The sequence below is a fragment of the Collinsella sp. AM33-4BH genome (assembly GCF_003469205.1).
Lineage (GTDB): Bacteria > Actinomycetota > Coriobacteriia > Coriobacteriales > Coriobacteriaceae > Collinsella.
The window spans coordinates 43800-68179 of sequence record NZ_QSIN01000008.1 but is presented as its reverse complement, the minus strand read 5'-3'; the positions used below and the strand labels follow the sequence as shown (position 1 = coordinate 68179).

The following is a 24380-nucleotide window of genomic DNA, read 5'->3' as shown; positions in this document are numbered from 1 at the left end:
TGTTCGTCTGATGGCGTGATTCCCCTAGGGAAATCACGCTAGGACCCCGCCAAACGGGTTTTCCCTAGGGAAATCACGTTTGGCGGGGTTTTCTGTTTTTGAATAGGGAAGCCTCATTTATTTGCGAAGAACATCGGCTAGCCGCAGGATTGAAATCATCGACCGATAAGTGAGTTCCACTTTTTCGCCCGCAAGCAGTCGTTTCGAGCCAATCTCATCTAGCCCCACAAGCCGAGAAAACAGCGGGCCGCTCATCGTGCCATCGTCAATTGATTCCCTTATGGTCTTCAAAACGTCCGTATCATGAAGCGATGCCGAGCTGTAGGGGGCAACACGAGCGGAACTCTCAATTAACGACGAGACAAAAGGATGGAGATGCTTTGGACATAGTCCATCAAACACCACATCCCCATTGTCGTTCGAGCCGACCAGGCGCCAAGTATAATGATCGACCCAGTCATCCCCGTCATATATGGCGTCCATGAGCAACTTCCCGTCTAGAGAGAGAAACCTATTTGGACATCGGGGCGCAAGACCGCAATCCATATCGGACCTGCAGCAGCTCCAACCCAACGCACCACATAGGTTCCCTTTCGTACATGTGTATCAATCTGCTCTGAAATGCCGGTGAATGCAATTCCAGACCCGTTTGTCGGATAGCAATCGACGTATTTTTGTTTTCCGCTCACAACCTTGTATAGATATATCGTTCCAGCAAAAGAGAAGGGATCGTTCGCAATTTTGTCCGGAAGAACTTGCCACCTCAAAATCCCGCTACCAATATGGTCAAGCTTGACCGTTCCGCCGTCCCCCTCAAAAGTGGCAAGGGGATTTACCCCAGACTGGGAGTCGGCATCGCCCTCCTTAGCAGTTATCAGCAGGTTGCCCGTATAAGACTGCTGAGGCTCACCTTCAGGACAGGCAGCCTTGGCCCAAGAAGGGCCACTCAGGCAGAACAGTCCGAGCAGCATCAATACCAACAAAAGAAAACCCTTAGTTCTTTTCATCTATATCCCCAATGTCTCTCGACATTTGTATATTGTGACCATTTTAGATCTATATGGCCAATTCGAGCCCTCATCATGGCAATTGTTGCAGCTGGGTTTCTTTTCATTAAGATTTCACTTTGGTAAATCCCCGCCCCTAAGCATTAAACCCGAAGTCCACCGAGTGGGCCGCTGTTGACGTGGCGATGCTTGGATTGGCACACACGCACTCAAAATCGAAAACAAAAAAGCCGCCCGAAGGCGGCTATCTTGTGCAATGGAGCCAGCGACCGGGCTCGAACCGGTGACCCCCGCTTTACGAGAGCGGTGCTCTACCAACTGAGCTACGCTGGCGGCCATGTGGTGACGCAACTGAGGCGTCAACGGCTGTCTATGATACGGGACATCGCTCATCCGCGCAAGTGTTCTGACGGCTTTTCTCACTTTAAATGCACTAAATGCACTAATATTAGAGGCGTGATGTCTGCAGTGCCCATTTGTTACTTGACCTGCTGTTGAGTTGGTGGTCGACGTCCCGCTCGTATGGGTCTCAAACAGAATGGGGCAGCCATGGCTCAACCCAAGATTCTTCTTACGCGTATCGATGACCGTTTCATTTACGGGCAAGACGTTGAGCTGTGGAACGAAGCCGTGGGTTCCAACCTTGTCCTAATCGTCAACGATGAGATCGCGGCGGATTCGCGCCAATGGGCACCAATGAGGGTGGCGGTGCCAGAAGGCGTTTGGACGCGGTTTTTCTCGGTGCAAAGGACTATCGACATCATTCATACCGCAACGCCGCGTCAATGGATCTTGATCATAGTGGCCTCACCCGCCGATGCGCTCGCGCTGGTTAAGGGTGGTGTGCCAATAACCAAGATCAGCATTGGCCATATGCAGGCAGGGGAGGGCAAGCGCTCTGCAACGCCTACCATTGCCGTAGACGATACGGACATCGCCGCCTTCAAAGAGTTGCAAAAGCTCGGCATAGAGCTAGAAATCCGCTATCTCCCCAGTTCCGCCCCCGACCCCATTGGCAATCTGTTCAACTGATCCCTTGGGGACGGAGGAAAACGGATCATTTTGCCCTTGCGAGGGACGCGCGCGATGCCGCCTGTCAAAAACTATGCCCATTTACTACGTTTGATTGGCTATCGTCGAGCATGTCGAATTTGAGATAAACAAAACCGCAGGTATACTGCTCACAAATGTAACAAAAACCGGTGCATGGTCGAGCATCCCGGGCTAAACGTAGTAAATGGGCATAGTTTTGATATGTCACTCATACAGTCACAGAAAAAACGAGCCTAAAAGATGAAAAAGCGCCCGCTGGCGGTGGTGCCGGCGGGCGCTGCTGTGCGATATGTCGCGTTGCGGGCTTAGTGCCTCATAAAGTGGTATTCGATCACATTGCTGTAGGGATGGCCCGGGCCCACAATGCCCTGCGGGAACAGAGGCTGGTGCGGCGTGTCGGGGTACATCTCGGCCTCGAGGGCAAAGCCGGCGCCCCAGCCATAGTTGGCATCGTCCTTGGCGTGCTCGTCGCCCAGCCAGTTGCCGGTGTAGAGCTGCACGCCCGGGGCAGTGGTGTAGTAGTCCATCTCACGACCGGTCCACATCTCCTCGACGTGCATCGCGCGGCGCAGGTTGCGGCCGTACTGATAGCCATCGATGCACAGGCAGTGATCGTAGCCACGGGCCTGCTTGATCTGCGGGTCGTCGGCCTCCATGCCGGGTGCGACGGGGCGAAGCTCGCGAAAGTCAAACGGTGTTCCCTCGACCGGAGCAATCTCGCCGGTGGGGATGTTCTGCTCGTTAATGGGCAGGTAGTGGGCGGCGTTGGCGACAAAGAAATGTTCGCAGTCCATGCCGGCGTTATGGCCTGCAAGGTTAAAGTACGTGTGGTTGGTCATGGACACGTAGGTGGCGCGGTCGCTCTCGCAGCCATAATCGATGCGGAAGACGCCGGTGCGCGTAACGGTAAACACGGCCGTAAAGGTTCGGTTGCCGGGCAGGCCCAGCTCGCCATCCTTAAGCGAGGTGGTCATGCGCACGGCGTTATGGACCTCGTCGAGCTCAACATCCCACACACGTTTGTGCAGGCCGTGCTCAAGGTCGCTGTGCAGGTTGTTGGCGCCCTCGTTGGCGGGCATATGCCAGTCCGTGCCGTCGATGGCGATCGTGGCGCCAGCGGTGCGGTTTGCCACAGGGCCGATGGTCGCGCCAAAGCAGGCGGGGTTGTCAAAGTAATCCTCGAGCTTATCGAAGCCCAGCACCACATCGCGCACGTTGCCGGGAATGTCGGGCACATCGATACCAAGCACCGTGGCGCCATAGTCCATAATGCGAACGCAGATCTCGGGCCCGTCGAGGGTGTAACGATGAACGGGGGTACCGCACGGCGCGGTGCCGAAAAGCTCGGAAGTGATCATTTGGTTCCTAACATCGAGGTATTTCCGACAAACTGTAGCGCGAACAGGCGAGATTATCACTACACCCCACTAAAGCTGGGGGTAATTTTCTCAAAAAAGTGATGATTGGAGCTGTGCGGGCGTTCATTTTTGACGCGTACGAGTCTGATACAATTTGTTCGTTACTGTTTGAATGATATGCGCGCAAAGAACGGCGAGGATTCATCGTGATTAAGGCAGAGCGACAGGATAAGGTTCGTCAGCTGCTCGAGGAGCAGGGCACGGTCTCGGTCAAAGAGATTTCGGATGCGTTGGGCGTTTCGGACATGACGATTCGCCGCGACCTCGAAGAACTTGCGAGCCTAGGCGAGATTGAGCGCGTGCACGGCGGAGCCCGCAGTGCACAGGGCCGTCCGCACGCTATGTTGCGCCATGAGTATTCGCACAGCGAAAAGCGCACTAAGCATGCCGAGGAAAAGCTGCAGATTGCGCGCCGTGCTGTGGAGCTTATCGAGGAGGGCTCGACCATCTTTTTGGGCACGGGCACCACGGTTGAGCAGATGGCCTCGATGCTGCCGACGTTTCGCCTGCGCATTGTGACCAATTCGCTTTCGGTGTTTAACCTGCTCGAGGCGCGCGAAGACTGCGAGCTGTGCCTCGTGGGCGGTATGTACCGTCGCCGCACCGCCGCTTTTGTGGGACCAACGGCCGAGGATACCCTGCGCGCGCTGGGCATCGATGCGGCGTTTATCGGCGCCAACGGCATCTTGGACGGTGACGTGTCTACGTCCAACATGGACGAGGGCCGTATCCAGCAGCTCGCCTTTAGCAAGGCCGACTCGCGCTACCTGATCGCCGACTCCAGCAAGATCGGCAAGCGCGACTTCTACACCTTCTGCCGCCTGGACAATTTGGACGCTGTGGTGTGTGAGCCGGGTATCGCCGCCGAGGACCGCACTGCCATCGAGGAGCACACGCAAGTCATTTGCTAGCGAGTGCCGCCGTGCTAGACCAGGCGGGCGTAGTCCTGTGACTGGTGAAAGACGTGGGCGATATAGATTGTTTCGCGCTCAAACTTGTAAAGACAGGTGTAGTTGTTGACGGGAAACGATCGGTAATTACGTGCCGCCAGCTCTTGCATGTGTGAGAGAGGTCGTAGGAGCGGCTGCTCGCGAAGCAAATCAAGTTGATATTCAAACTCAGTGACAAAATTGCCCGCTGCGCGCGGATTCTTGAGGATTTGGGCAAGGTATCCGACGATACTCTCGTACTCATATCGCGCGCTTTTGAGTATTACGACGTTATAGGCCATATTTGTCTCGTATCGAGGTCGCGAAGGTGTCATAGTCGCTATAGTCGCCTTGCGATATCTCGTTTTCTGCCAGCATTATACGAGACAGCAGCTTGGCTTTGGCGATTTCGTCTTGCATGAGGCGATATTGGTCGCTGCTGATGCAGTGCATGGCCTCGTAGCCGTTCTTGGTTACGGTGACGTCGTGCTCGGACTCAACAAGCGCGGTGAATGTGGCAGTGTCCTTCATGTCTCGGACGGGCACACAGATGGGCATAGGTATCTCCTTCGCATTGGGACATAATTGTACCACGCCGTATCGAATAGTCGGCATCGTTGAATTGTCTCAATCTGTAACAGGTAGACGTCCAAAACCGGGTTTAGTGTTACAGATCGAGACGGTGAGGCATAGCATCCGTTATGCGTAAAGCTCGGTATTACTGTATGTCTCAACCATTGCAATGGTCGGTATTTTTGTAGCTATAAGCTCATTTAAAGCTCGGTATTTTTGTATTATTAGATATATCTGAAGGTCGGTATTTTTGTAAACTAGCACGTAAATTATGCTGAGGTGAGATTATGTTTAAACGGAAGGCATATGATCGTCTGCAGGAGTGGAAAGAACGCTCGCAAGGGCGCACTGCGGTGCTTATTGAGGGTGCAAGACGCGTTGGCAAAACGACGCTCGTCAAGTGCTTCGCGCAAAATGAATACAAGGATTATCTGTACATTGACTTTTCGGCTGCTAGCAAAGCCACGCTCGATATATTTCTGAACCATCGTGAAGATGTCGATCTTTTTTTACGCATGCTTCAGCTGCAGTATGGTAAGGCCCTCGAACCGAGAGAGTCGCTGGTCATTTTTGATGAAGTGCAGCGGTTTCCCATCGCGCGCGAATACATAAAGCATCTTGTAGAAGACGGCAGATTTGATTACATCGAGACAGGCTCTCTTGTCTCCATCAAAAAGAATGTCGATAGCATTGTCATACCGTCAGAGGAAGAAAGGATCCCTCTCGAGCCCCTCGATTTTGAGGAGTATCTTTGGGCGACCGGAAAAGATCTTTATGCAGAAGAGATCCGTAAAGGGCGCGAATCTCGGACCGCGCTTCCGGACGGCGTTCATGCGACGTGCATGAGATTATTTGATGAGTATATGCTTGTCGGTGGTATGCCTCAGTCGGTCGACTCCTTTGTGGCAGAGAATGATTTTAGAGGATGCGACAGGGTTAAACGGCAGATTATCGCACTGTACAGGGAGGACATTGCCAAGTTTGGAGGTTCGGACGCTAGACGTGCGCGGGCGGTTTATGACGATATTCCGGGTCAATTATCTGCGGCAAATAAACGGTTCAAATTTGACAGCTTGGAGAAGGGGTCCCGTTTTGAGACATATGAGTCGGCGTTAATCTGGCTTGAGGATGCGCGACTGATTAACCGTTGCTATTTATGCAGTGATCCGAGCGTGGGTTACCGCCTGCACGAGGACGCGTCTTCGCTTAAATGCTATATGGCGGACACGGGATTGCTCGTGAGCTTGGCGTTTGATGATGGTCCGGACCTTATGGATGTTCATAGAGACATTCAATTTGGAAGAATTTCAATTAATAAAGGAATGCTAATCGAGAACATCGTGGCGCAGCAGCTTAAGAGTCTGGGGCATTCGCTTTTTTATTACAGCTGGCAGGAGCCTTCCAAAACAGAGGGGAGTCGGCCCAGAACGCGTGAAATTGATTTTCTTGTTTCGCGCGGCTTTGAAGACGCGGCTGGAAAACCGCGGGTCACTCCTGTTGAAGTTAAATCTTCCAAATCGTATTCAACAATCTCGCTTGACGATTTCGGCAGACGATTCGAACGACGAGTCGGAGAAGAGATAGTTCTTCACCCAAAACAGCTCAGGGCTGAAGGGCATAGGATATATCTACCTCTGTATATGACGATCTTTATCTGATCGACGGCATGCGGTCCTGTGGCTCATTGAACCGCAGGACCGTGTATCGTTGGGGGTTTATTGTGATAATGCGCGCAAGCTAAGCCGGGGATCGAGTTTTCGGGATATGTCGGTGAAGTTCCGTCACCGCGGACTGGGTGTCCGTGCGCCCGACGAGGTCGTTGCGTGCCTAGAAGCCCCGAGCTCCAGAAGCCGTACGCTTGTTTCGGGCGTGCTGGTCGAATGCTCCAGCGTGAAAGACCTACGGGTGTAGCTTGCTCGGCCTGTTTGTCTCGATCTGTAACAGTTAGGACTGAAAAACTCGGCTACGTGTTACAGGTTGAGATTTTTAGGCTAGGTCTAATCTATTCATCTCGATCCGTAACAGGTAGGGGAGAAATAACCCGCCAGATGTTACAGATTTAGATTGAGAGGGTTGGCTCGTGCGTTCATCTTGATCTGTAACAACTAGGACCCAAAAACTTAGCTAGATGTTACAGATTGAGACTGAGAGGATTGCCCTGTGTGTTCATCTCGATCTGTAACAGTTGGGGCCGAAACCGCGGGTCAGATGTTACAGATCGAGACAAACGGCTCCCGGTCCGCCCAAACACAAAGGCCGGGGGCGGCGCGCCGTGTGACGTGCCGCCCCCGGCTGAGAAATGGGGACAAGTTATGTGAGCAGGGCAATTACGCCAACTGCAAGCCACTAGTCCAGACGACGGGTCTGCGCCACGTGCTTGTACCAGTAGGCGCTTGCCTTGGGCGTGCGCTTCTGGGTTTCAAAGTCTACGTAGAAGAAGCCGTAGCGCTTGTTGTAGCCGTTGGTCCAGGAGAACTGGTCCTGCAGGCTCCACAGGAAGTAGCCGCCCACGTTGACGCCCACCTCCATGGCCTTAAGCAGCCAGCGCAGGTGCTGCTCGATGTAGTCGATGCGCGGCTGGTCGTCCACAAAGCCGTCCTTGTAGGGGTCCTTGTAGCCCATACCGTTTTCGGTAATGAAAATCTGCTTGTAGTTGGGGTAGCGCTGTTTAATGTAGACGAGCAGATCGAACAGACCCTCGGGATAGATGATCCAGTCCCAGTCGGTGGTGGGGATGCCGGGCTTGTTCACATGCTCGCCAATGCCCTTGACGCGCCAGCGGCCGGTACCCTTCTCGCCCGTGCCGTTGTGGTGCAGGTCGTTCTCGCCGTCGTAGGCCTTGAGGAAACGGCACTGGTAGTTGTTGACACCCAGGTAGTCGTTGTAGAGCGCGGCCTCGCGCATAATCTCGAGGTCCTTGTCCAGGATCTCGATGGTGCCGCCCGAGACGGCAGCCAGGCGGTTGGCGCACTCGAGGGTGTCGGGGGCATAGTCGCCGCGGAAGGTGGCGTCAAGCAGGAACTGGTTTTGCAGCACGTGCTCGTTGTTGGCGGCCTTGATGTCGGCGGGGTCGTTCTCGTTGAGCGGGTACTTGAACTCCAACGACTGAATGACGCCGATCTTGCCCTTAAAGCCGCCGTTGTGGAAGGCCAGCACAGCCTTGGCGTGGGCAAGCATCATGTTGTGCTCGCACTGGAAGGCCTCGGCCAGATGAGCTTTGACGCCGCCGGGGAAGGTGCCCTCGATGTAGGTGTTGGAGGCGTCAGCCCAGATCTCGTTAAAGGTGAACCAATAGGTCACCTGGTCAGCGTATTCCTTAAAGCAGAAGGTGGCAAAGTCCACAAAGGCGTCGATGGTCTCGCGATTGAGGAAGTCGCCCTTCTCAAAGAGGGGCAGCGGCGTGTCAAAGTGATGCAGCGTGACAAACGGCTCAACGTGGTGCTTGTGGCACTCGGCAAAGAGATCGTGGTAGAACTGCACGCCCTCGGGGTTTACCTTGCCAGTACCCTCGGGGAAGATACGGCTCCAGGCGATGGAGAGGCGGATGCCGTTGATGCCGAACTCCTCGCACAGCTCCAGATCGACGGGGTACTGGTTGTAGAAGTCGGAGGCGGGGTCGGGGGAGAAACGGCCCTGGGCCTCCAGGAAGTCGTCCCAGGCGACCTTGCCCTTTCCGTGGGTGCGGGTCTCGCCTTCTACCTGGTAGGCAGCGGTGGCGCCGCCAAAGACAAAGTCCTCGGGAAACTGCGCGGGCGGGTTGGTGACGCTGGCAGGGTTAACGGACATGATGATCCAATCGTTTAAATCGAAGGGCCAGCCGGTCTTGGATAGTCGGCTGGCCCTAAGCGTTACTTACTTCGACAGCTGCTCGCTCACAAAGGCGAGAGACTTGTCGCCGTTCTGGGAGAGCTCGATGTATTGCTTACCGCGGCAGGCGACGCACTTGTTGCCCACGCGCTCGCAGTCCTTCTGCAGGTCGGCCAGGTAGCTGGCGGCCTGCGGGGCCAGGACGACCAGGTCAAAGTCGGGAAGCATGTCCACGTGGTTGCCATAGGCATCGGCGGCGGTCTCAAGATCGATGCCGCGCTCCTTGGCGGCCTTGGCCAGTGCGTTGGCGAGCAGGCCCGAAGTGCCGCCGCCCTGGCAGAGCACGAGTACGCGCTTGCCGTTGAGGTCGCTGGCGGCCGTAGCTTCGGTGGCGGCAGCAGCGGGGGCAGCGTCGGTCTTTACGACCTCGGCAGCGGCGCCGGCGGCAACACTCTTGGCGTCGGCCTTACCCTGGAAGGCGTCGTTGAGCTTGGCGGCCTTCTCGGCGTTCTTGGCGGCGAGCTCCTCCTGGGAGATCTCGGCCTCCTCGGCGCACTTCTGGGCGTCATAGGCACGGAAGAACGGGTAGTACAGGGCAAAGTCGATGACTAGGATGATGGCGAGCATCACAAAGGCGAGCGGCTGGAAGCCCAGGCCCATGATGGTGCCGATGGGGCCGGGGACGGTCCAGGGCAGGGTGTACATAAAGCCGTTCATGCCCAAGAAGTCGATAAAGACCTTGAGGATCCAGATGTTGGCGATCGGGGCAAAGACAAACGGGACAAAGAAGACGGGGTTGAGCACGATAGGCGCGGCGAACAGCAGCGGCTCGTTGACGGCAAAGCACACGGGGACGATGGCTGCTTTGCCGACGGCGCGCATCTCCTGGGACTTGGCCAGGAAGCAGAACATAAAGACCAGGACGAGCGTGGCGCCGGTGCCGCCCATGCAGACGACGAAGTACTGGGCTCCCTGCGTCAGGACGGCGGTGGCGTGCTCGCCGGCCTGGAATGCAGCCAGGTTGTCGGTCATGTTGGCAACGAGAGCGGCGGCGATGGCGGGCTCGACGATCGAGGGGCCGTGGACGCCGACGAACCAGAAGAGGCTCATAGCGCCGTAGATCACAGCGAGGCCGATATAGCCGTCGGCGGCGGTGAACAGGGGCTGGAACACCTGGATGACGCCCTGGGCAAAGCAGAAGCCAAAGGCAGCGCGGAAGACGATGTCAAAGACCCAAAAGACGGTGATGCAGACGGAGAAGGGGATGATGTCCTTAAAGGTCTGCGAGATGTTGGGCGGAACCTGCTCGGGCATCTTGACGGTGATGTTGCGCTTAATGAAGAACTTGTAGATGATGCCGGTCACAAACGCAGCGATAAAGGCGGTCAACAGGCCTTTGGAACCAAGGTAGGTGGTGTTGAAGCCGCTGGCAGCATCCGTGGCGATCGTGTCGCTCGAAAGGAGCAAGAAGCCGATGATGGCTGCGCACATGCACGAGATGAAGTTGATCTGGTTGTTCTTGGGTAGATCGCGGTTCTGGGCGTCGGCGAAGTGCTTGGCCGTGGTGGCGGCGCAGGCGATGGCCAGAATGCCCATGGAGTAGTTGTAGCACTTCCACAGGGCGTTGTTGATGTCATCGGGCCAGTAGAAACCCCAGATGTTGGGGACCGAGGCTACCAGGCAGAAGATGGACGAGAAGATGATGATGGGGATGACGGAGATAAAGCCGTCGCGGATCGCCTTGAGGTACTTGTTGCGGGCGATCGCGTTGAAAAAGGGCTGGCCCTTTTCGATGATGGCGATGAGTTGCTCCATGCAATGCTCCTAAGAGTCGGTGGGTTAGCAACGATGGTAGCTTTTGACGTTCGGTTGCCAAAATGTTGACGTTGCCATTTTGCGGCACAAAAAAAGACGCGAACCGGTGGCCCTTGTGCCTGTGGACCGTCGATTCCTTGCGCGTAAACGTTTGAGCCGCCCGGTGGCTCTGTGTTTGCACAATGGCAACGTTAACATTTGGGCGACAAAAGCCGCTCGGGGAAGCAGAATTGTCGGTGAACGGTAGGTTTTGGGTGGTAAGCGTATCGTTGGGGAGGCGTTGGATATACTTAAAGGTGTTCAAAATGACTGCGCAGGATGTCTTCAATGGCATCGTTGACATAGAAAGATCGACCTATGGCCGCTGTTAAAAAATCGGTTTCCGTTAAGGACGTGGCGCGTCTCGCGGGCGTCTCGGAGCAGACAGTCTCGCGTACGGTGCACGATTCGCCCAGCGTGCGCCTCGAGACCAAGGAGCGCGTGCGCGCCGCCATGCGCGAGCTGGGGTATCGCCCCAATTTTGCCGGTCGATCGCTGCGCCGCGGCAAGTTTAAGACCGTCGGCGTCGCCATGTTCAACATTACCGGCACCGGCAACCTCGACCGTATGGAGGGCTTTGCCGCCGCGGCCGACAAACATGGCTATGCCATCACCCTCACTAAAGTAGACGGGCATCCGTATACCCTCGAGAGCGCATCGTCGCGCATGAGCGCGCTGCCGGTGGATGGCATGGTTGTGATCATGAATCGCATGCCGGCGGACTTTGGCACCTTCGAGCCGCTGCCCGGTATGCAGACGGTGCTCGTTACCATGCTGGAGCACCCGCTCTGTTCAACAGTCGATAACGACCAGTTCGATTGCTCGCGCCAGGTGGTCGAGTACCTGCTGGAGCAGGGGCACAAGACCGTGCACTTTATCTCGTGCCCCGAGCGCTCGCTTTCGGGCATGCGTCGCGAGGAGGGCTGGCGCGAGACATTGCGCGCGCATGGTATTGAGCCGCCGCGACTCGTCCGTGGCGATTGGACGGCACAGAGCGGATATGCCGCCGGCCAGGTGCTTGCGGACGATTCGAACTGCACAGCCATTTATGCTTCCAACGATGCCATGGCCTACGGCTGCATTCGCGGGCTCGAGTCGCGCGGGAAGCACGTGCCCCAGGACGTAAGCGTGGTGGGTGTTGACGATAGTTTGGGCGATATCGTGCCCGATCGTCGCCTGACTACGGTGCGCTTTGACAACAAGCGCGTCGGCATGTGGGCGGTCGACAAGATTGCCGGCGCCGAGGGCGCTGCACCCGGTGTGGAGCACATGCTGTTTCCGGGTGTGCTCGTCGAGGGCGATACGGTGCGCGATATACGCTAGGGTGCGGACCTGTTTGGGTTGCCGCTAATTGTGTTTGAGAATGTTCAGATTGGTTTAAAAACCGTTCACGGGTGAAAAGCAACCGTTCATAGCTCGAAATTACGTTTTGCGCTGTTCTTTTTTGTTTGAATGTTAATGTTCCTGCCATACACAGCGCAGCGCGTATGCCCGGACGCGATGCTCTCCGTTGGTTCATATGTGAAAGGAACGCAATATGGCAACCAAAGAAGAAATCTCGATGGTTGGATTTGAGATTGTCGCATACGCGGGCGACGCCCAGACCGATCTGCTTGCAGCGCTCGATGCTGCTCGCGAGGGTGATTTTGAGAAGGCCGAGCAGCTGCACAAGGATGCCAGCGATGCACTTATCGGCGCCCACGACACGCAGACCAAGCTGCTTTCGCAGGAGGCCGGCGGCGGCGAGATGGAGATGACCTTCATCATGGCTCACGCTCAGGACACTCTCATGACCACCATGATCCTGGAGAAGCAGACCCGCTTTACCATCGATGCCTATAAGCGCATCGCCGCACTCGAGGCTAAGCTCGCCTAACGAGCTCTCACAACCAAGTCCCCTTCCAAAAGCTCTGCCGCTACCCGCGGCAGGGCTTTTCTGTTTACCCGGCACTTGGGGACGTTCCTTATCTGCCGGCAGTTTGGGACACTCCTGCCATGCATTCGATCCTTTGAGGATGGAAGAAACCGGGTCATTAGGTTTGCTGCGGTGCCGACTCGGTCTGTCGGTTACAAAACTATGCCGGTTTACTACGATGAATCGCATTCTTTCAACTATGGAAAGAACAGCGTTATCAAAGCCGCAGGTAGAAAGCTTGTCATTTTCTGCTAATAGCAAATGTGGTCGGTCCTATCGGTTTTATCGTAGTAAACCGGCATAGTTTTGAAATGGCACTATTCGACTAGCAGCGTTATGGAGCTTCTGCACGCCCTCCCGTTCGGTTTTTCGATGGGTGGGTATACTTTCCACCGCAATACAGGCCGGAATGAGGAGGCATCCAAATGCCGGATAACGGGTCAATACAAAAAAGAGACGCGCACGAGATGGCTCATGGGCGTCCTGTCCAGATAACCGAGCACACGACGGTAACCGAGCTGCAGCCCAGCCTGTCCGATGTCGTGTGCGCAAACAAAAAGCTGCAGATTGGCTTTATCGTTGCACTCGTGGTACTGGCGCTGCTGTCGGGCTTTGTGGCTCGTCCGCATTTTGCCGATACCAAAACATGGGACTCCACCATCGAGGTCATCGACCAAAAGAAGGGCAACGTTTTGGCGCTCACGACCTCGTGCGTGGCGCTGTCTGCGGGCATTACCGCGCTGCCGGGTGATACGGGAACGCCGGTTGCCGAGCAGCTCGCGCAGCTTTCGGGCAACTTGGGCATCGTGCTTGCCGTGCTCTACCTAGAGAAATATTTGCTCACGATTTTGTGGTCGGTTGGCTTGGGCATCTTAATCCCGTTTGCGCTGGTGCTCTTTGCGGTCTCGCTTGGCATTCACGGACGCTGGAGCACGAGCGCTGTCCTGCGCCGCGTGGCGACCCGCGTGCTGGTGGTGCCGTGATCGGCATGGCCTTGGTGCCTGCAAGCGTATGGGTGTCGCAAAAGGTCGACGAGACGTATCGGGTGAGCATCGAAGCGGCCGAGCAAAAGGCGGCCGACGCTGCGGGTGCGGCAGACGGCAATAGCTCCAAAACGAGCAAGAAAAAGTCCGAGTCCACAGAATCCAAGAACGTGCTTGAGCAGCTTGCCGACGGTGCCTCGGGTCTTGTCGCGTCGGTGACCAACGGCGCCAAACAGATGACCGATGAGATTGTGCAACAGGTGACCGATCTGATCGAAGGCGTCATCGTGATGATTGTGACTTCGTGCGTTATTCCATTGCTGGTGCTCGCGGCGTTTCTGTGGCTGGGGCACACGCTGCTGGGGATCGATATTTCCGGCCCGGCGAACTATTTAACGGGACGTTTTCTGAGCGCTCCGTCCAAACATGCCAAGAAGAGCGGGCAGTCTGAGTAGGCGGCAAAGCGATCTTTGGAAGATCAACCGTAAGAAGGGCGGCCGAGACACGTTCTCGGCCGCCCTTTTGTTTGTTGAAGACATGGTCGCTACGTCTGCGCCGGGCTCAAACGGTCGGCAATCAACCGTAAACGGTATTTGTTCAAAAAAGAACAAAGTTAAACAAATAATGGTTGCAACCTATGTTCGAATGTGTTCAAATAAACATGAACAGTGAAGAACCGCACATTCAGATGCCCGGACCTGAGCGCGATTCAACACTTCCAAACAGAAACTACGCACCTGCGTATCTCTCAAGGAGGATGTCATGAGGGTTGTAATCGCTTCCGATGCCGACGGTATGTCGATGAAGGAGTCCATCAAGGAGATGCTCATCGCTGACGGTCACGAGGTCGTCGACTATTCCGAGACCCCTGCTGCGGACTTTGTCGATTCCGCGACCGCCGTTGCCAAGGACCTGCTGGAGCACAAGGATTCCCAGGGCTTCGCATTCGATAAGTACGGCGTCGGCTCCTATATGGCCGCCGTCAAGATCAAGGGCATGGTCGTCGCCAACATTTCCGACGAGCGTTCCGCCTACATGACCCGCGAGCACAACGGCTCGCGCATGGTCACCATGGGCCCGGGCGTTGTGGGCACCGAGGTCGCCAAGAAGATCGCCCGCGAGTTCCTGCGCGCCCAGTACGCCGGCGGCCGTCACCAGATCCGTGTCGACATGCTCAACAAGATGGCCTAACGAGAGCCACCGAGAACTCGAACTTCTATCTCAACTTGTGAATTCAGACGAAAGGACGTTCTGATGAAGAAGACCATCGCAATCGGTTGCGACCATATCGTTACGGACGAGAAGATCTATCTGGCCGACCGCCTGGAGCAGGCTGGCTACAAGGTGCTCGACTGCGGCACCTACAGCCACACCCGTACGCACTATCCCATCTACGGTAAGGCCGTGGGCGAGGCTGTTGCCAGCGGCAAGGCCGACTTTGGCGTGGCCCTGTGCGGCACCGGCATCGGCATCACCAACGCCGTCAACAAGGTTCCCGGCGCTCGCTGCGCCCTGGTTCGCGACATGACCTCTGCCCTGTATGCCCGTCGCGAGCTCAACGCCAACATCGTGGGCTTTGGCGGCAAGATCACCGGCGAGTTCCTGATGGCCGATATCATGCTTGCCTTCCTGGAGGAGCCCTACGAGAAGACTCCCGAGCACGACGCCCTGATTGCCAAGATCGACGCCTGCAATAAGGCCGACGCCGAGGCTCAGGCTGACCCGCACTTCTTTGACGAGTTCCTCGAGAAGTGGGACCGCGGCGAGTATCACGACTAAGGGGGTTCCGGCGTTTTAACAAACGCCGGACCGGTCGACGCTGCGAAGCCATCTGGCGGGCAATCTGCCGCTCAGCTTCGACGGCATGACCAGAAGGTCAATGCCGTCTCGCTTCACGGCACCTTGCCTCGCCAGCTGGCTTCTCGCTGATGTCTGAGTGACCTGTGGGGTTACCGCTGTTGTTGCGAAGCGTTCTGGTATGGCAAGTTGCTCCGATAACACGTTTGCTTGCTTGGCTTGAGTGCTTCGTTTTGGCGGCCCCCGGCATTCTGCAGCTTTTCAATTGACGGCTCGCGTTTCTGTGAGGGGGCGCGGGCCGGTTTTCTATCAGCCCCACTGACTTGGCGGGCTGTCGTAAGAAAGGGAAGGCTCCTATGGAGTTTGTTCTTGATAACGGTTCTATCCGCGTAGCACTGAGCACGGCTGGCGGATCGTTCACTTCTATTGCGGCCAACGGCCGTGAGTACCTGTGGCAGGGTGACCCGGCGGTCTGGTCGGGCCAGGCACCCATTTGTTTCCCGATCTGCGGCGGCCTTCGCGACGGTCACGCAATGACCATGGGCGGCCGCGAGGTTAGGCTCGCCCGCCACGGCTTTGCGCGCAAACAGGAGTGGAAGCTCGAGGAACAGAGCGACAACATGGTTGCACTGAGCCTAAGCTCTGCCGACCATGCCGAGCTGCTCGAGCAGTACCCGTATCCGTTTAAGATCGTTGCTCGTTACACGATCGATGCGGCAAAGGTGGCCGTGTCGTACGAGGTGACCAATGAGGGCACCGAGGACATGCCGTTCTTTGTGGGTGGCCACCCCGGCTTTAAGTGCCCGCTCGACGAGGACGAGTCCTATGACGACTATGAGCTTCGTTTTGATCAGCGTGAGGCCGCCGAGCTCTGTACTGCCGTTCCCTCGACGGGCCTGATTGATGTTGAGCATCGCAGTAAGAACCCCATGATCGACCAGAACCTGCCGCTTGCCCACGAACTCTTCGACTTCGCGGAGACCATCTTTGACGTGCTCGAGAGCCGCGTGGTTACGCTGACCAAGAAAACCGAGGACAAGGGCGTGCGCCTGACGTTCCCCGATATGCCATACCTGATTGTGTGGAGCAAGCCCGAGGGTGACTTTGTGGCCGTGGAACCGTGGGGCGGCCTGTCTACCTGCTCCGATGAGGACGATATTCTGGAGCACAAGCGTGGCTGCCTGGTTGCCAAGCCGGGGGAGACCGTCATTCGCGGTTTTGAGATCGAGATCCTTTAACGAGTTATCGTATGTTTGGGGCGGGTCATGCCGCCCCGGAACAGGAGTTCAATATGATTCTGACCGTCACCATGAACCCGTCGATTGATACGCGCTATCAGCTCGACAAGCTGATCATTGACGACGTTAACCGCGTCACGCCCGAAAAGACCGCTGGCGGCAAGGGCCTCAACGTGAGCCGTGTGCTGCTGCAACTGGGAGACGACGTGCTCGCGACTGGTCTGCTTGGCGGCCACATGGGTGCCTATATGGCCGAGCTTATGGATGCCGACGGCGTCAAGAACGACTTTGTGCCCATCGCCGGTGAGACGCGCATTTGCCTGAATATTCTGCACGAGGGTAATCAGACCGAGCTGCTGGAGAGCGGCCCGCAGATCGCCCCGGCCGAGCTCGAGGCCTTTACGGCCAAGTTCGCCGAGCTCGCGGCGAAGGCGGACGTTGTGACGCTTTCGGGCTCGCTGCCGCGTGGCGTCGATGCCGGCTACTATGCCGAGCTCGTCAAGATCGCCGAGGAGGCGGGCGCCAAGGTGCTGCTCGACACCTCGGGTGCATCGCTGGAGGCAGCGCTGGAGTCCGACGCTAAGCCCGAGCTCGTAAAGCCCAACCTGACCGAGATTAACGGCCTACTGGGTACGTCCTTTACGACCGATGATGTCGATGCCCTGCGCGAGGCGCTTGCCGCCGATGGCCGCTTTGCCGGTATTCCCTGGGTTGTCGTTTCGATGGGCGCTGCCGGTTCGGTGGGCTTCCATGAGGGTCGCGCGTTCCGCGCCAAGACGCCCGCGATTGCGGCTGTGAACGCAACGGGTTCCGGCGACTCGACCATCGCCGGTTTTGCGCATGCCATTGCTGCTGGTGCCGACGACGTCACGGTGCTCAAGACCGCCAATACCTGCGGTAAGCTCAACGCCATGGATCCCAAGACCGGCCACCTGATCATGGACCGCTGGGACGAGATCTACAGCAACGTTGAGGTCGTAGAGTTGTAGCGGTTGCGACTCCTAATAGAATGATCGTGGATAATCTCCCGCTTTTGGTGCCCATACGAGTTCAAAGTGGGGGATTTTCCACGCTCGAGTCATTAGTTGTTGGGGACGTTCTTGTTTGACTAGTCGTTTAAGAACGTCCCCAATGACTACACTCAAAAACGGCGCCCGTCGGCGATGTTGCCGGCGGGCGCCGTTGTCTTGAAGACGAAATAGTCCGTTTTCCTCCGTCCCCAAGGGATCATTACAGTGAGTCGATAAAGCGCTGCTGGGCGGCGCGGCCGGCTTCGTCCCACTTAAAGACGCCGGCGTTGTCGAGCACGTGGCCAAACACTACGCCGACCTCCTCGTGCAGGATGTCGATGGCGTTGTCCGCCGTAAGCTCGTCGGCGCGGCGGGCATAGACGTCCTCGGCCCACGCGGCATGGCTGCGGCAAAGGTCGTCGCCCTCGAGCGCTGCGGCAAGGTCGTAGCTGGTATCGGCTTTGGCTGCCAGCAGGTGCTCGCGGACAGCGCCGAGCTCGGGAACCAGGCGCGGCGGAAGAATAGCCAGGCCCATAACCTCGATCAGGCCGATGTTCTCCTTCTTAATGTGGTGATACTCGGCATGCGGGTGGAAAACGCCCAGCGGATGCTCGTCGGTCGTGATATTGCAGCGAAGCGCCAGGTAGGCCTCGTAAATCTCGCCGCCGGCGTTGCCGCGGGAGTCGACGCGGCGGATGACGGGCGTCACGGTGTTGTGCGCTACGCCGTCGGCCGTGTGCGCGATAACGCCCGCAGACTCGTCGGTCCACTCGCGCCAGGCGAGGATAATCTTCTCGGCAGCGTCGAGCAGCTGAGCGCGGTCATGCGAGCGCAGGCGCAGCACCGAGAGCGGCCACTGCAGCACAGTGCCGGTGACCTGGTCAAAACCGGGCATGCTAAACTGCGAGACCTCGGCGGCATGCATCATGGGGAACTCGTGCGCGCCGCCCTGGAAGTGGTCGTGCGACAGAATCGAGCCGCCCACGATAGGCAGGTCGGCGTTGGAGCCGATGAAGTAATGCGGGAACAGGTCCACAAAGTCGAGCAGGCAGGTCAAGCCCTTGCGGTCGACGTGCATCGGACGATGCTCGGAGCTCATGGCAATGCAGTGCTCGTTAAAGTAGGCGTACGGGCTGTACTGGAAGCCCCAGCGCTCGCCATTAAGCTGAATGGGAATAACGCGTAGGTTCTGGCGAGCGGGGTGGGCGCCGCCGTCGGCTGCGGCGGAGCGTCCCGGGTAGCCCTCGTTTTCGATGCACAGCTGGCAGGCGGGGTACTTTTCGCCCGTGTTCTTTGCGGCGCCGGCGGCAGCGATATCGCGTGGGTCCTTCTCGGGCTTGGACAGGTTGATGGTGATCTCCAGGTCACCCCAGTTGGTGGGGGTGCTCCATTTGATGTTGCGCGCGATGGCGGCACGGCGCACGTAGCCGGCGTCGCAGCACAGGCCGTAGAACCAGTCGGTTGCGGCGCGGGGCTCGTTGACGCCCATACGTCCGTTGAACTCCTCGTTTACAACCGAAGGCCTCGGCATGAGCGCACCCATGATGCGCATGGCGATGCGGTCGCGGCCTGACGCCGTGTCCTCGGCGGCACCGTTGGTAACGGCGGCCTCGGAAAGCGCGGCAAGCGTGCCCTCCAGGTCAAAGTCGGGGAGTGTATCGGGGTGCAAGAGCGAAATCTTCTCGGTCTTGAGTGCCCAAGCCATGTCGAGTGCGGGGCCCGTGGCGCCGATGCACTCCAAAATGGTGTTGTATGCCCAGATCCGGTCGTCCTGGCCGATCATCGATCGGTGGATGGCGTACTCGATCAGGTTCTGCGCGGCCTCTCGCACGTCAGTCATTACAGCCATGCCGCGTAAGCCCCCTTGTCAGAGATGGCGTAGTGACGGGCAGAGCCCTCGCCCAGCCAGCCGTTCATCTTGGCAATGAAGGTGTCGACCAGATCGAGCGGCACGAAGGCCTGGATGGTACCGCCAAAGCCGCCGCCGTGGATACGAACGGCGCCACGGCCGTCGAGCACATGCTCGGCAAGAGCAAGCGCGTACATGGAAGGCTGCTCGGCACCCAGTTTGGCAACAACATTCTGCAGGTACATGGCGGAGCTGGCGCCGGACTCACGCGTCAGGACCAGGAACTGGTCAATGTCGCCGGCGTTCAGGGCCGCCCAGCGCTTATCGACCAGGCCGTTCTCGTACCAGTAATGAACGGCGCGCAGGCAGGCGCGGTCGCCCAGCTTGGCGCGCAGCTCGGGGAGCTTGGCGTCAAAGTCCGCCACGTTTACCTCGCACAGGCGTGCCTTGCCAAACTCGGCGGCGACGTCCTGCATCTCGCGCGGAACAGCGGCGTAGTCGTCGGTGGCTGCCACATGGTCGGCGCCGACCTTGACGAGCACGAGCGCATAGCCGTGATCCTCAAAGTTGAGTTCGAGCTTCTGGGTCTTAGGCTGAGCCTGGTCCTCAAAGTCCATGTAGGCGAGGCCGCCCAGGCACACGGCAGCTTGGTCCATCAGACCGCAGGGCTTGCCGTAGTAGTTGTTCTCGGTGCGCTGGCTCATCTGGGCGAGTGCGACGGGTTCAATGGCGGGCGCGCCCCAGAGCGTCTCCATGGCGCGGCCGTAAGCCGCCTCGACAGCGGCGGAGCTAGAAAGGCCGCCACCCGAGGGGACGGAGCAGGTAAAGGCAAAGTCGAAGCCCTGGGGCTCAACGCCGAGACCTGCGACCTCGTGGGCCATACCGCGCACGAGGCTTGCGGACGTGCCCTTCTCGGACTCTTGAATATCCAGCGTGTCGAGCGTGATCTCAAACGTAGGATAACCCTCGTCGGCGACGCGAACCTTGTTGGAATCGGTCGCCACGGCAATGCCGTCAACGGCGACATCGAGCGAGCCGGCGATAACGTGGCCACCCTCGTGGTCGGTGTGGTTGCCGCTGATCTCGGAGCGGCCGGGCGCGTGCACATAGAGAACCTGGCGGTCGCCGATGGGGCCAAACTCCTCCTCAAACAGCTTGGTGAGCGTGGCGAGTGTCTTTTCGTCGGGGGTGGTCATGGGAGTCCTTTCCTTGGCGCGCACGGGTGAGTTTTGCGTCGTTATGAGTACGTTAACAACTTGAAGCGGCATGAACCAAGTGTCCACGATACCGCACGTTACGGGTTATGTTAACGTACTCATAACACATCGCTTGTCACTTTTTGAGAATCTGGTAATCGGTAGAAATACAGCCGTGAACGGTACTGTCGTATGGACTTATAAAGCAGAAAAGATGCAGATAGAAAAAGTAGAGTACGTTAACATGCGTCCGACGATAGCGGGCCTCGGTGCAGGGCGTGTTTCTGCCCAGGCCGGCATTCACGCTATTCAGATCTCGCAAGGGTGAAGGTGATCCTGTGGCAAGGCGCCCGTCCAACGATACAGGTACGCGTCCGGTCTCCATGGCCGACGTCGCCCGCGCTGCTGGCGTTTCGCAGCAGACGGTTTCGCGCGTCGCCAACGGTTTGCCTAACGTCAACGAGCAGACGCGCCAGCGCGTGCAGGCCGCTATGCAAGAGCTCGGCTTTCGTCCGAGTTATGCCGGTCGCTCGCTGCGCGACGGCCGTTACCATTCGGTCGGCCTGTGCGTCAACGATGTCACCAAGTTTGGCAACCTCTCAATGATCGACGGCATCGCCAGCGCTGCTCGCGAGCATAATTGCGCCATCACGCTGGTCGAGATGTCCAAGACCGAGGAGTTTTCGCTTGCCGAGGCCACGCGTCGTATGGCCGCGCTGCCCGTGGACGGCATCATTATCGGCATGAGTCGCATGGCACCCGATTTTGAGACGTTTGATCCGTTGCCGGGCATTGGCACGGTCATCGTTACCATGTACGCGCATCCGCGCGTGACCACAGTCGATTCCGACCATTACGGCTGCTCGCTATTGCTTATGGATCACCTGTTTGAGCTGGGACACGATCAGATTCGCTATATTGGCGGCCCGTCGTTCTCGGTCGACGAGCGGTTTCGTCGCGCCGGTTGGCAGGATGCACTCGAGCGTAAGCACATTAAGCCGCAGGCGCCGCTCGAGGGCGATTGGTCTGCCAACAGCGGATACGAAGCCGGCAGATATCTGGCCGAGCACGACCGCACCATGACGGCGATTTACGCGGCAAACGACCAAATGGCAAACGGTGCCATCGCCGCGCTGCGCGATAGCGGCTTGCGCGTGCCCGAGGACGTGAGCGTGGTGGGCGTCGATGATTCGCTCGATGATTTTGTAGCACACAACGAGCTCACGACCGTTCGATTCGACTTGCATCAGCGTGGGCGCGAGGTGTTTGAGCATGCGGTTCCCGAGGCGGGTACGGTGGGCAAAACCGTTGCCATTCGTATTCCCGGCCAGCTCATCATTCGACATAGCACGGCGATACCGCGCTCATAGTTTGTGCTGGTAAACGGCGATTTATCGCATTTTAATAACAATCGGTAAGGATGCCGGCAGATAGCTGTTGGGATGCAGCCGAGTGCTATGATAAACGGGCTCTTTTGTCTATCTAGGAGGCTTTGCCTGATGGAGATCACCAAGGATATCCGCTACGTTGGCGTCGACGATCACGACATTGACCTGTTCGAGGGCCAGTACGATGTGTCCGAGAACGGTATGGCATACAACAGCTACGTTATCTTGGGCGAAAAGATCGCTGTCGCCGATTCAGTCGATGGCGGGTTTGTCGACGAATGGCTCGGTAACCTCGAGGCTGTACTCGACGGTCGCACGCCCGACTACCTGGTCATCCATCACATGGAGCCCGATCACTCCGCCGGCATCGCCGCCTTTATGGAGCGCTATCCCCAGGCACAGATTGTGGCAAGCATGGGCGCCTTCCGCATGATGGTTAACTACTTTGACACCGACTTCCCCGAGCGCAAGATGGTTGTCAAGGAGGGTGACGTGCTCGATTTGGGCGGCCACAGCCTAACCTTTGTCGGCGCCCCCAACGTGCACTGGCCCGAGGTGCTGTTCTCCTACGAGGCCACCGACAAGGTGCTCTTTAGTGCCGACGGCTTTGGCAAGTTTGGCGCTAACGACATCGAGGATCCCGAGGGTTGGGCTTGCGAGGCGCGCCGTTATTACTTTGGCATCGTGGGTAAGTTCGGCAAGTTTGTGCAGGCCGTGCTCAAGAAGGCCGCCGATCTGGACATCCAGGTTATCTGCCCGCTCCACGGCCCTGTTCTTACCGAGAACCTGGGCTATTACCTCGACACCTACAACACCTGGTCGAGCTATCAGCCCGAGGACGAGGGCATCACGATTGCCTATGCGAGCGTGTACGGCCATCTGAAGGCCGCCGTTGAGGAGCTCGCATCTGCGCTTGAGGCTCGCGGCCAGAAGGTTTCCGTCTTTGACCTGGCTCGCGACGACATGGCCGAGGCCGTTGAGGATGCGTTCCGCTACGACCGCCTGGTGCTCGCCTCCATTACCTATCAGGGCGAGATTTTCCCGTTCATGAGCACCTTTATCCACACGCTCGCTGAGCATGCCTACCAGAACCGCACCGTGGCGCTCGTCGAGGCTGGCTCTTGGGCACCTGCCGCCGCTAAGGTTATGGCCAAGGAGCTCGAGGGCATGAAAGACATCACGCTGACGCAGAATAAGGTGACCGTCCTGGGTTCGCTCAACGACGCTTCGCGCGCCCAGATCGAGGCCCTCGCTGACGAGCTGTCCAAGTAGCGATACGTTCACTTTCAACGCTCAAACCACCACAAAGGGGACAGGCACCTTTGTGGTGGTTTTTGTTTAAGCGCCGGCGATGACGAGATTTGGGCGGGCGTCGTCGACGGTCTCGGTGATTGAGGTGGCGACGGCATCATCGGGATCACGGTCCATCACGATGGTGTCGACATCGACAAGCTCGGCAAAGCGATACATGCCGCGTCCGTTGACCTTGCTGGCGTCCATGAGGGCCACGTTTTGACGGGCTGCGGCGATCATGGCCGTTTTGGTCTCGGCCATCTGCGGAAAGTCGGTCGTAAAGCCGCAGCCGGGAACAAAAGCGCCGGGGCACATGACGGCAAGGTCGGCATGGACCATTTGGAGCGCCTGCATAGTAAGTGGGCCGTACAGATAGCGATGACCTTTGCGCAGTGCCCCGCCCAGCATGACGACATCGACCGAGGGCATGCTCTCGTCGATGTAATCGGCGATGGTGATGTCGGCCGTGATAACGGTGATGCCGTTGCGTTGATCGAGGAGCCGGACAAACTCGAGCGCCGTGGTGCCCGAGTCGACGAGCAGCGTGTCGCCGTCATTGACGAGCCCGATGGCGCTTTGCGCGATGGCCTGCTTGGCGGCAACATTGACGTTGATACGGCGATCCTGGGTGGATACGGTCAGTCGCTTCTGGAGCGACACAGCGCCACCGTGCGTGCGGCGCAGCTTGCCGGACTCGGCGAGCGCGTCTAGGTCCGCACGGGCGGTAACGGAGGACACACCAAAGGTCTGGGCGATTTCTGCTACCTGCACCGAGGCGTTATGTTCGAGCATCTCCATGATGGCGGCGCGACGTTCGTCGGCAAAAGCTCGGGTTGTTGCATGGGCCATATTCGCTCCATCATCGTCTGAAATTTGCAGGAATTGTGTTGAGTCCATTTTCGTTCATTTTCTTTTTGAGTAAGAAAACACCTTTCGATTACTTATCTTTTCTATAAAAGAAAGATGATTCGCTTGAAAACTGCAATGTCGTATAGAGGGATCCGGCGCGAATCCCTTCCGTTTGCTTTTCAAAAACGAGTGTCTTGACCTGTGTGCCGGTGATATCTCAT

The 24380-nt window shown here is 57.7% G+C and carries 24 protein-coding genes and 1 tRNA gene; 14 read left to right on the top strand and 11 right to left on the bottom strand.

Going from position 1 to position 24380, the window contains the following annotated elements; all coding sequences use genetic code 11:
* Positions 1-117: 117 nt before the first annotated feature.
* The 3 genes from DW821_RS07220 to DW821_RS07210 all read right to left on the bottom strand — a co-directional run bounded on the left by DW821_RS07220 (position 118) and on the right by DW821_RS07210 (position 1340).
* Positions 118-483, bottom strand: coding sequence for a hypothetical protein (locus DW821_RS07220; protein WP_117564756.1), 366 nt, complete (start codon positions 481-483; stop codon positions 118-120).
* A gap of 14 nt (positions 484-497) precedes the next feature.
* On the bottom strand, positions 498-1007 hold the full coding sequence (locus DW821_RS07215) for a hypothetical protein (protein ID WP_117640364.1): 510 nt from the start codon (positions 1005-1007) through the stop codon (positions 498-500).
* A gap of 257 nt (positions 1008-1264) precedes the next feature.
* Positions 1265-1340, bottom strand: a tRNA-Thr gene (locus DW821_RS07210).
* Between the two features lie 216 nt (positions 1341-1556).
* On the opposite strand from DW821_RS07210, the gene DW821_RS07205 reads away from it, so the two are divergent.
* The gene (locus DW821_RS07205) at positions 1557-2039 is read left to right on the top strand and encodes a PTS sugar transporter subunit IIB (RefSeq protein WP_117637050.1); all 483 of its coding nucleotides are present in this window, start codon (positions 1557-1559) and stop codon (positions 2037-2039) included.
* A 326-nt stretch (positions 2040-2365) separates the two neighbouring features.
* On the opposite strand, the gene DW821_RS07200 is transcribed toward DW821_RS07205, so the two are convergent.
* Positions 2366-3418 (bottom strand): aldose epimerase family protein, encoded by a 1053-nt coding sequence (locus DW821_RS07200; protein ID WP_117637049.1) that lies wholly within the window; start codon positions 3416-3418, stop codon positions 2366-2368.
* Positions 3419-3624: 206 nt separating this feature from the next.
* On the opposite strand from DW821_RS07200, the gene DW821_RS07195 reads away from it, so the two are divergent.
* Positions 3625-4389: a DeoR/GlpR family DNA-binding transcription regulator gene (locus DW821_RS07195; protein WP_233503117.1), complete on the top strand. Its 765-nt coding sequence runs from the start codon at positions 3625-3627 to the stop codon at positions 4387-4389.
* A 14-nt stretch (positions 4390-4403) separates the two neighbouring features.
* Here DW821_RS07195 and DW821_RS07190 read toward each other — a convergent pair whose 3' ends face one another.
* Both DW821_RS07190 and DW821_RS07185 read right to left on the bottom strand, forming a co-directional pair.
* Positions 4404-4709: a type II toxin-antitoxin system RelE/ParE family toxin gene (locus DW821_RS07190; RefSeq protein ID WP_158549313.1), complete on the bottom strand. Its 306-nt coding sequence runs from the start codon at positions 4707-4709 to the stop codon at positions 4404-4406.
* A complete protein-coding gene (locus DW821_RS07185) occupies positions 4699-4965 on the bottom strand; it encodes a type II toxin-antitoxin system Phd/YefM family antitoxin (RefSeq protein WP_117640149.1) in 267 nt (88 codons plus the stop codon). Before DW821_RS07185 ends, DW821_RS07190 begins: the two co-directional genes overlap by 11 nt.
* A 302-nt stretch (positions 4966-5267) precedes the next feature.
* Between DW821_RS07185 and DW821_RS07180 the strand changes: the two genes are divergently transcribed.
* Both DW821_RS07180 and DW821_RS10195 read left to right on the top strand, forming a co-directional pair.
* Complete coding sequence (locus DW821_RS07180; protein WP_117797502.1) at positions 5268-6638, top strand: ATP-binding protein; 1371 nt, start codon at positions 5268-5270, stop codon at positions 6636-6638.
* A gap of 112 nt (positions 6639-6750) precedes the next feature.
* Complete coding sequence (locus DW821_RS10195) at positions 6751-6891, top strand: hypothetical protein (protein ID WP_158551494.1); 141 nt, start codon at positions 6751-6753, stop codon at positions 6889-6891.
* Positions 6892-7326: 435 nt separating this feature from the next.
* Here the strand turns inward: DW821_RS10195 and lacG are convergent, their stop codons facing one another.
* Entirely contained in the window at positions 7327-8766 is a 1440-nt protein-coding gene (lacG, locus tag DW821_RS07175) for a 6-phospho-beta-galactosidase (RefSeq protein ID WP_117797501.1), read from the bottom strand.
* A gap of 66 nt (positions 8767-8832) precedes the next feature.
* Entirely contained in the window at positions 8833-10602 is a 1770-nt protein-coding gene (locus tag DW821_RS07170; protein ID WP_118066257.1) for a PTS transporter subunit EIIC, read from the bottom strand.
* Between the two features lie 357 nt (positions 10603-10959).
* Here DW821_RS07170 and DW821_RS07165 point away from each other — a divergent pair, with 357 nt between their 5' ends.
* The 8 genes from DW821_RS07165 (at position 10960) to DW821_RS07130 (ending at position 17563) form a co-directional block, all read left to right on the top strand.
* Positions 10960-11964 (top strand): LacI family DNA-binding transcriptional regulator, encoded by a 1005-nt coding sequence (locus DW821_RS07165; protein WP_117629880.1) that lies wholly within the window; start codon positions 10960-10962, stop codon positions 11962-11964.
* Positions 11965-12178: 214 nt separating this feature from the next.
* On the top strand, positions 12179-12517 hold the full coding sequence (locus DW821_RS07160) for a PTS lactose/cellobiose transporter subunit IIA (protein WP_089572387.1): 339 nt from the start codon (positions 12179-12181) through the stop codon (positions 12515-12517).
* Between the two features lie 506 nt (positions 12518-13023).
* The gene (locus DW821_RS07155; protein ID WP_118066255.1) at positions 13024-13539 is read left to right on the top strand and encodes a hypothetical protein; all 516 of its coding nucleotides are present in this window, start codon (positions 13024-13026) and stop codon (positions 13537-13539) included.
* Positions 13536-13994 carry a hypothetical protein gene (locus DW821_RS07150; RefSeq protein ID WP_118066253.1) on the top strand — a complete coding sequence of 153 codons (459 nt, stop codon included), beginning with the start codon at positions 13536-13538 and terminating at the stop codon, positions 13992-13994. The genes DW821_RS07155 and DW821_RS07150 overlap by 4 nt, the downstream gene beginning before the upstream one ends.
* Before the next feature lie 307 nt (positions 13995-14301).
* On the top strand, positions 14302-14730 hold the full coding sequence (gene lacA / locus DW821_RS07145) for a galactose-6-phosphate isomerase subunit LacA (RefSeq protein ID WP_006234830.1): 429 nt from the start codon (positions 14302-14304) through the stop codon (positions 14728-14730).
* 63 nt (positions 14731-14793) lie between these two features.
* Complete coding sequence (gene lacB, locus DW821_RS07140) at positions 14794-15318, top strand: galactose-6-phosphate isomerase subunit LacB (RefSeq protein WP_006234831.1); 525 nt, start codon at positions 14794-14796, stop codon at positions 15316-15318.
* A gap of 374 nt (positions 15319-15692) precedes the next feature.
* The gene (locus tag DW821_RS07135) at positions 15693-16574 is read left to right on the top strand and encodes an aldose 1-epimerase family protein (protein ID WP_117629878.1); all 882 of its coding nucleotides are present in this window, start codon (positions 15693-15695) and stop codon (positions 16572-16574) included.
* 53 nt (positions 16575-16627) lie between these two features.
* On the top strand, positions 16628-17563 hold the full coding sequence (locus tag DW821_RS07130; protein WP_117629913.1) for a hexose kinase: 936 nt from the start codon (positions 16628-16630) through the stop codon (positions 17561-17563).
* Between the two features lie 241 nt (positions 17564-17804).
* On the opposite strand, the gene DW821_RS07125 is transcribed toward DW821_RS07130, so the two are convergent.
* Both DW821_RS07125 and DW821_RS07120 read right to left on the bottom strand, forming a co-directional pair.
* Positions 17805-19433, bottom strand: coding sequence for a UDP-glucose--hexose-1-phosphate uridylyltransferase (locus tag DW821_RS07125; protein ID WP_233505705.1), 1629 nt, complete (start codon positions 19431-19433; stop codon positions 17805-17807).
* On the bottom strand, positions 19424-20629 hold the full coding sequence (locus DW821_RS07120; RefSeq protein ID WP_117629876.1) for a galactokinase family protein: 1206 nt from the start codon (positions 20627-20629) through the stop codon (positions 19424-19426). The genes DW821_RS07125 and DW821_RS07120 overlap by 10 nt, the downstream gene beginning before the upstream one ends.
* Before the next feature lie 383 nt (positions 20630-21012).
* Here DW821_RS07120 and DW821_RS07115 point away from each other — a divergent pair, with 383 nt between their 5' ends.
* On the top strand, positions 21013-21999 hold the full coding sequence (locus tag DW821_RS07115; protein ID WP_117629875.1) for a LacI family DNA-binding transcriptional regulator: 987 nt from the start codon (positions 21013-21015) through the stop codon (positions 21997-21999).
* Positions 22000-22128: 129 nt separating this feature from the next.
* Complete coding sequence (locus DW821_RS07110) at positions 22129-23289, top strand: FprA family A-type flavoprotein (RefSeq protein WP_118066251.1); 1161 nt, start codon at positions 22129-22131, stop codon at positions 23287-23289.
* A gap of 66 nt (positions 23290-23355) precedes the next feature.
* Here DW821_RS07110 and DW821_RS07105 read toward each other — a convergent pair whose 3' ends face one another.
* Positions 23356-24159: a DeoR/GlpR family DNA-binding transcription regulator gene (locus DW821_RS07105; protein ID WP_118066249.1), complete on the bottom strand. Its 804-nt coding sequence runs from the start codon at positions 24157-24159 to the stop codon at positions 23356-23358.
* Positions 24160-24380 lie beyond the last annotated feature (221 nt).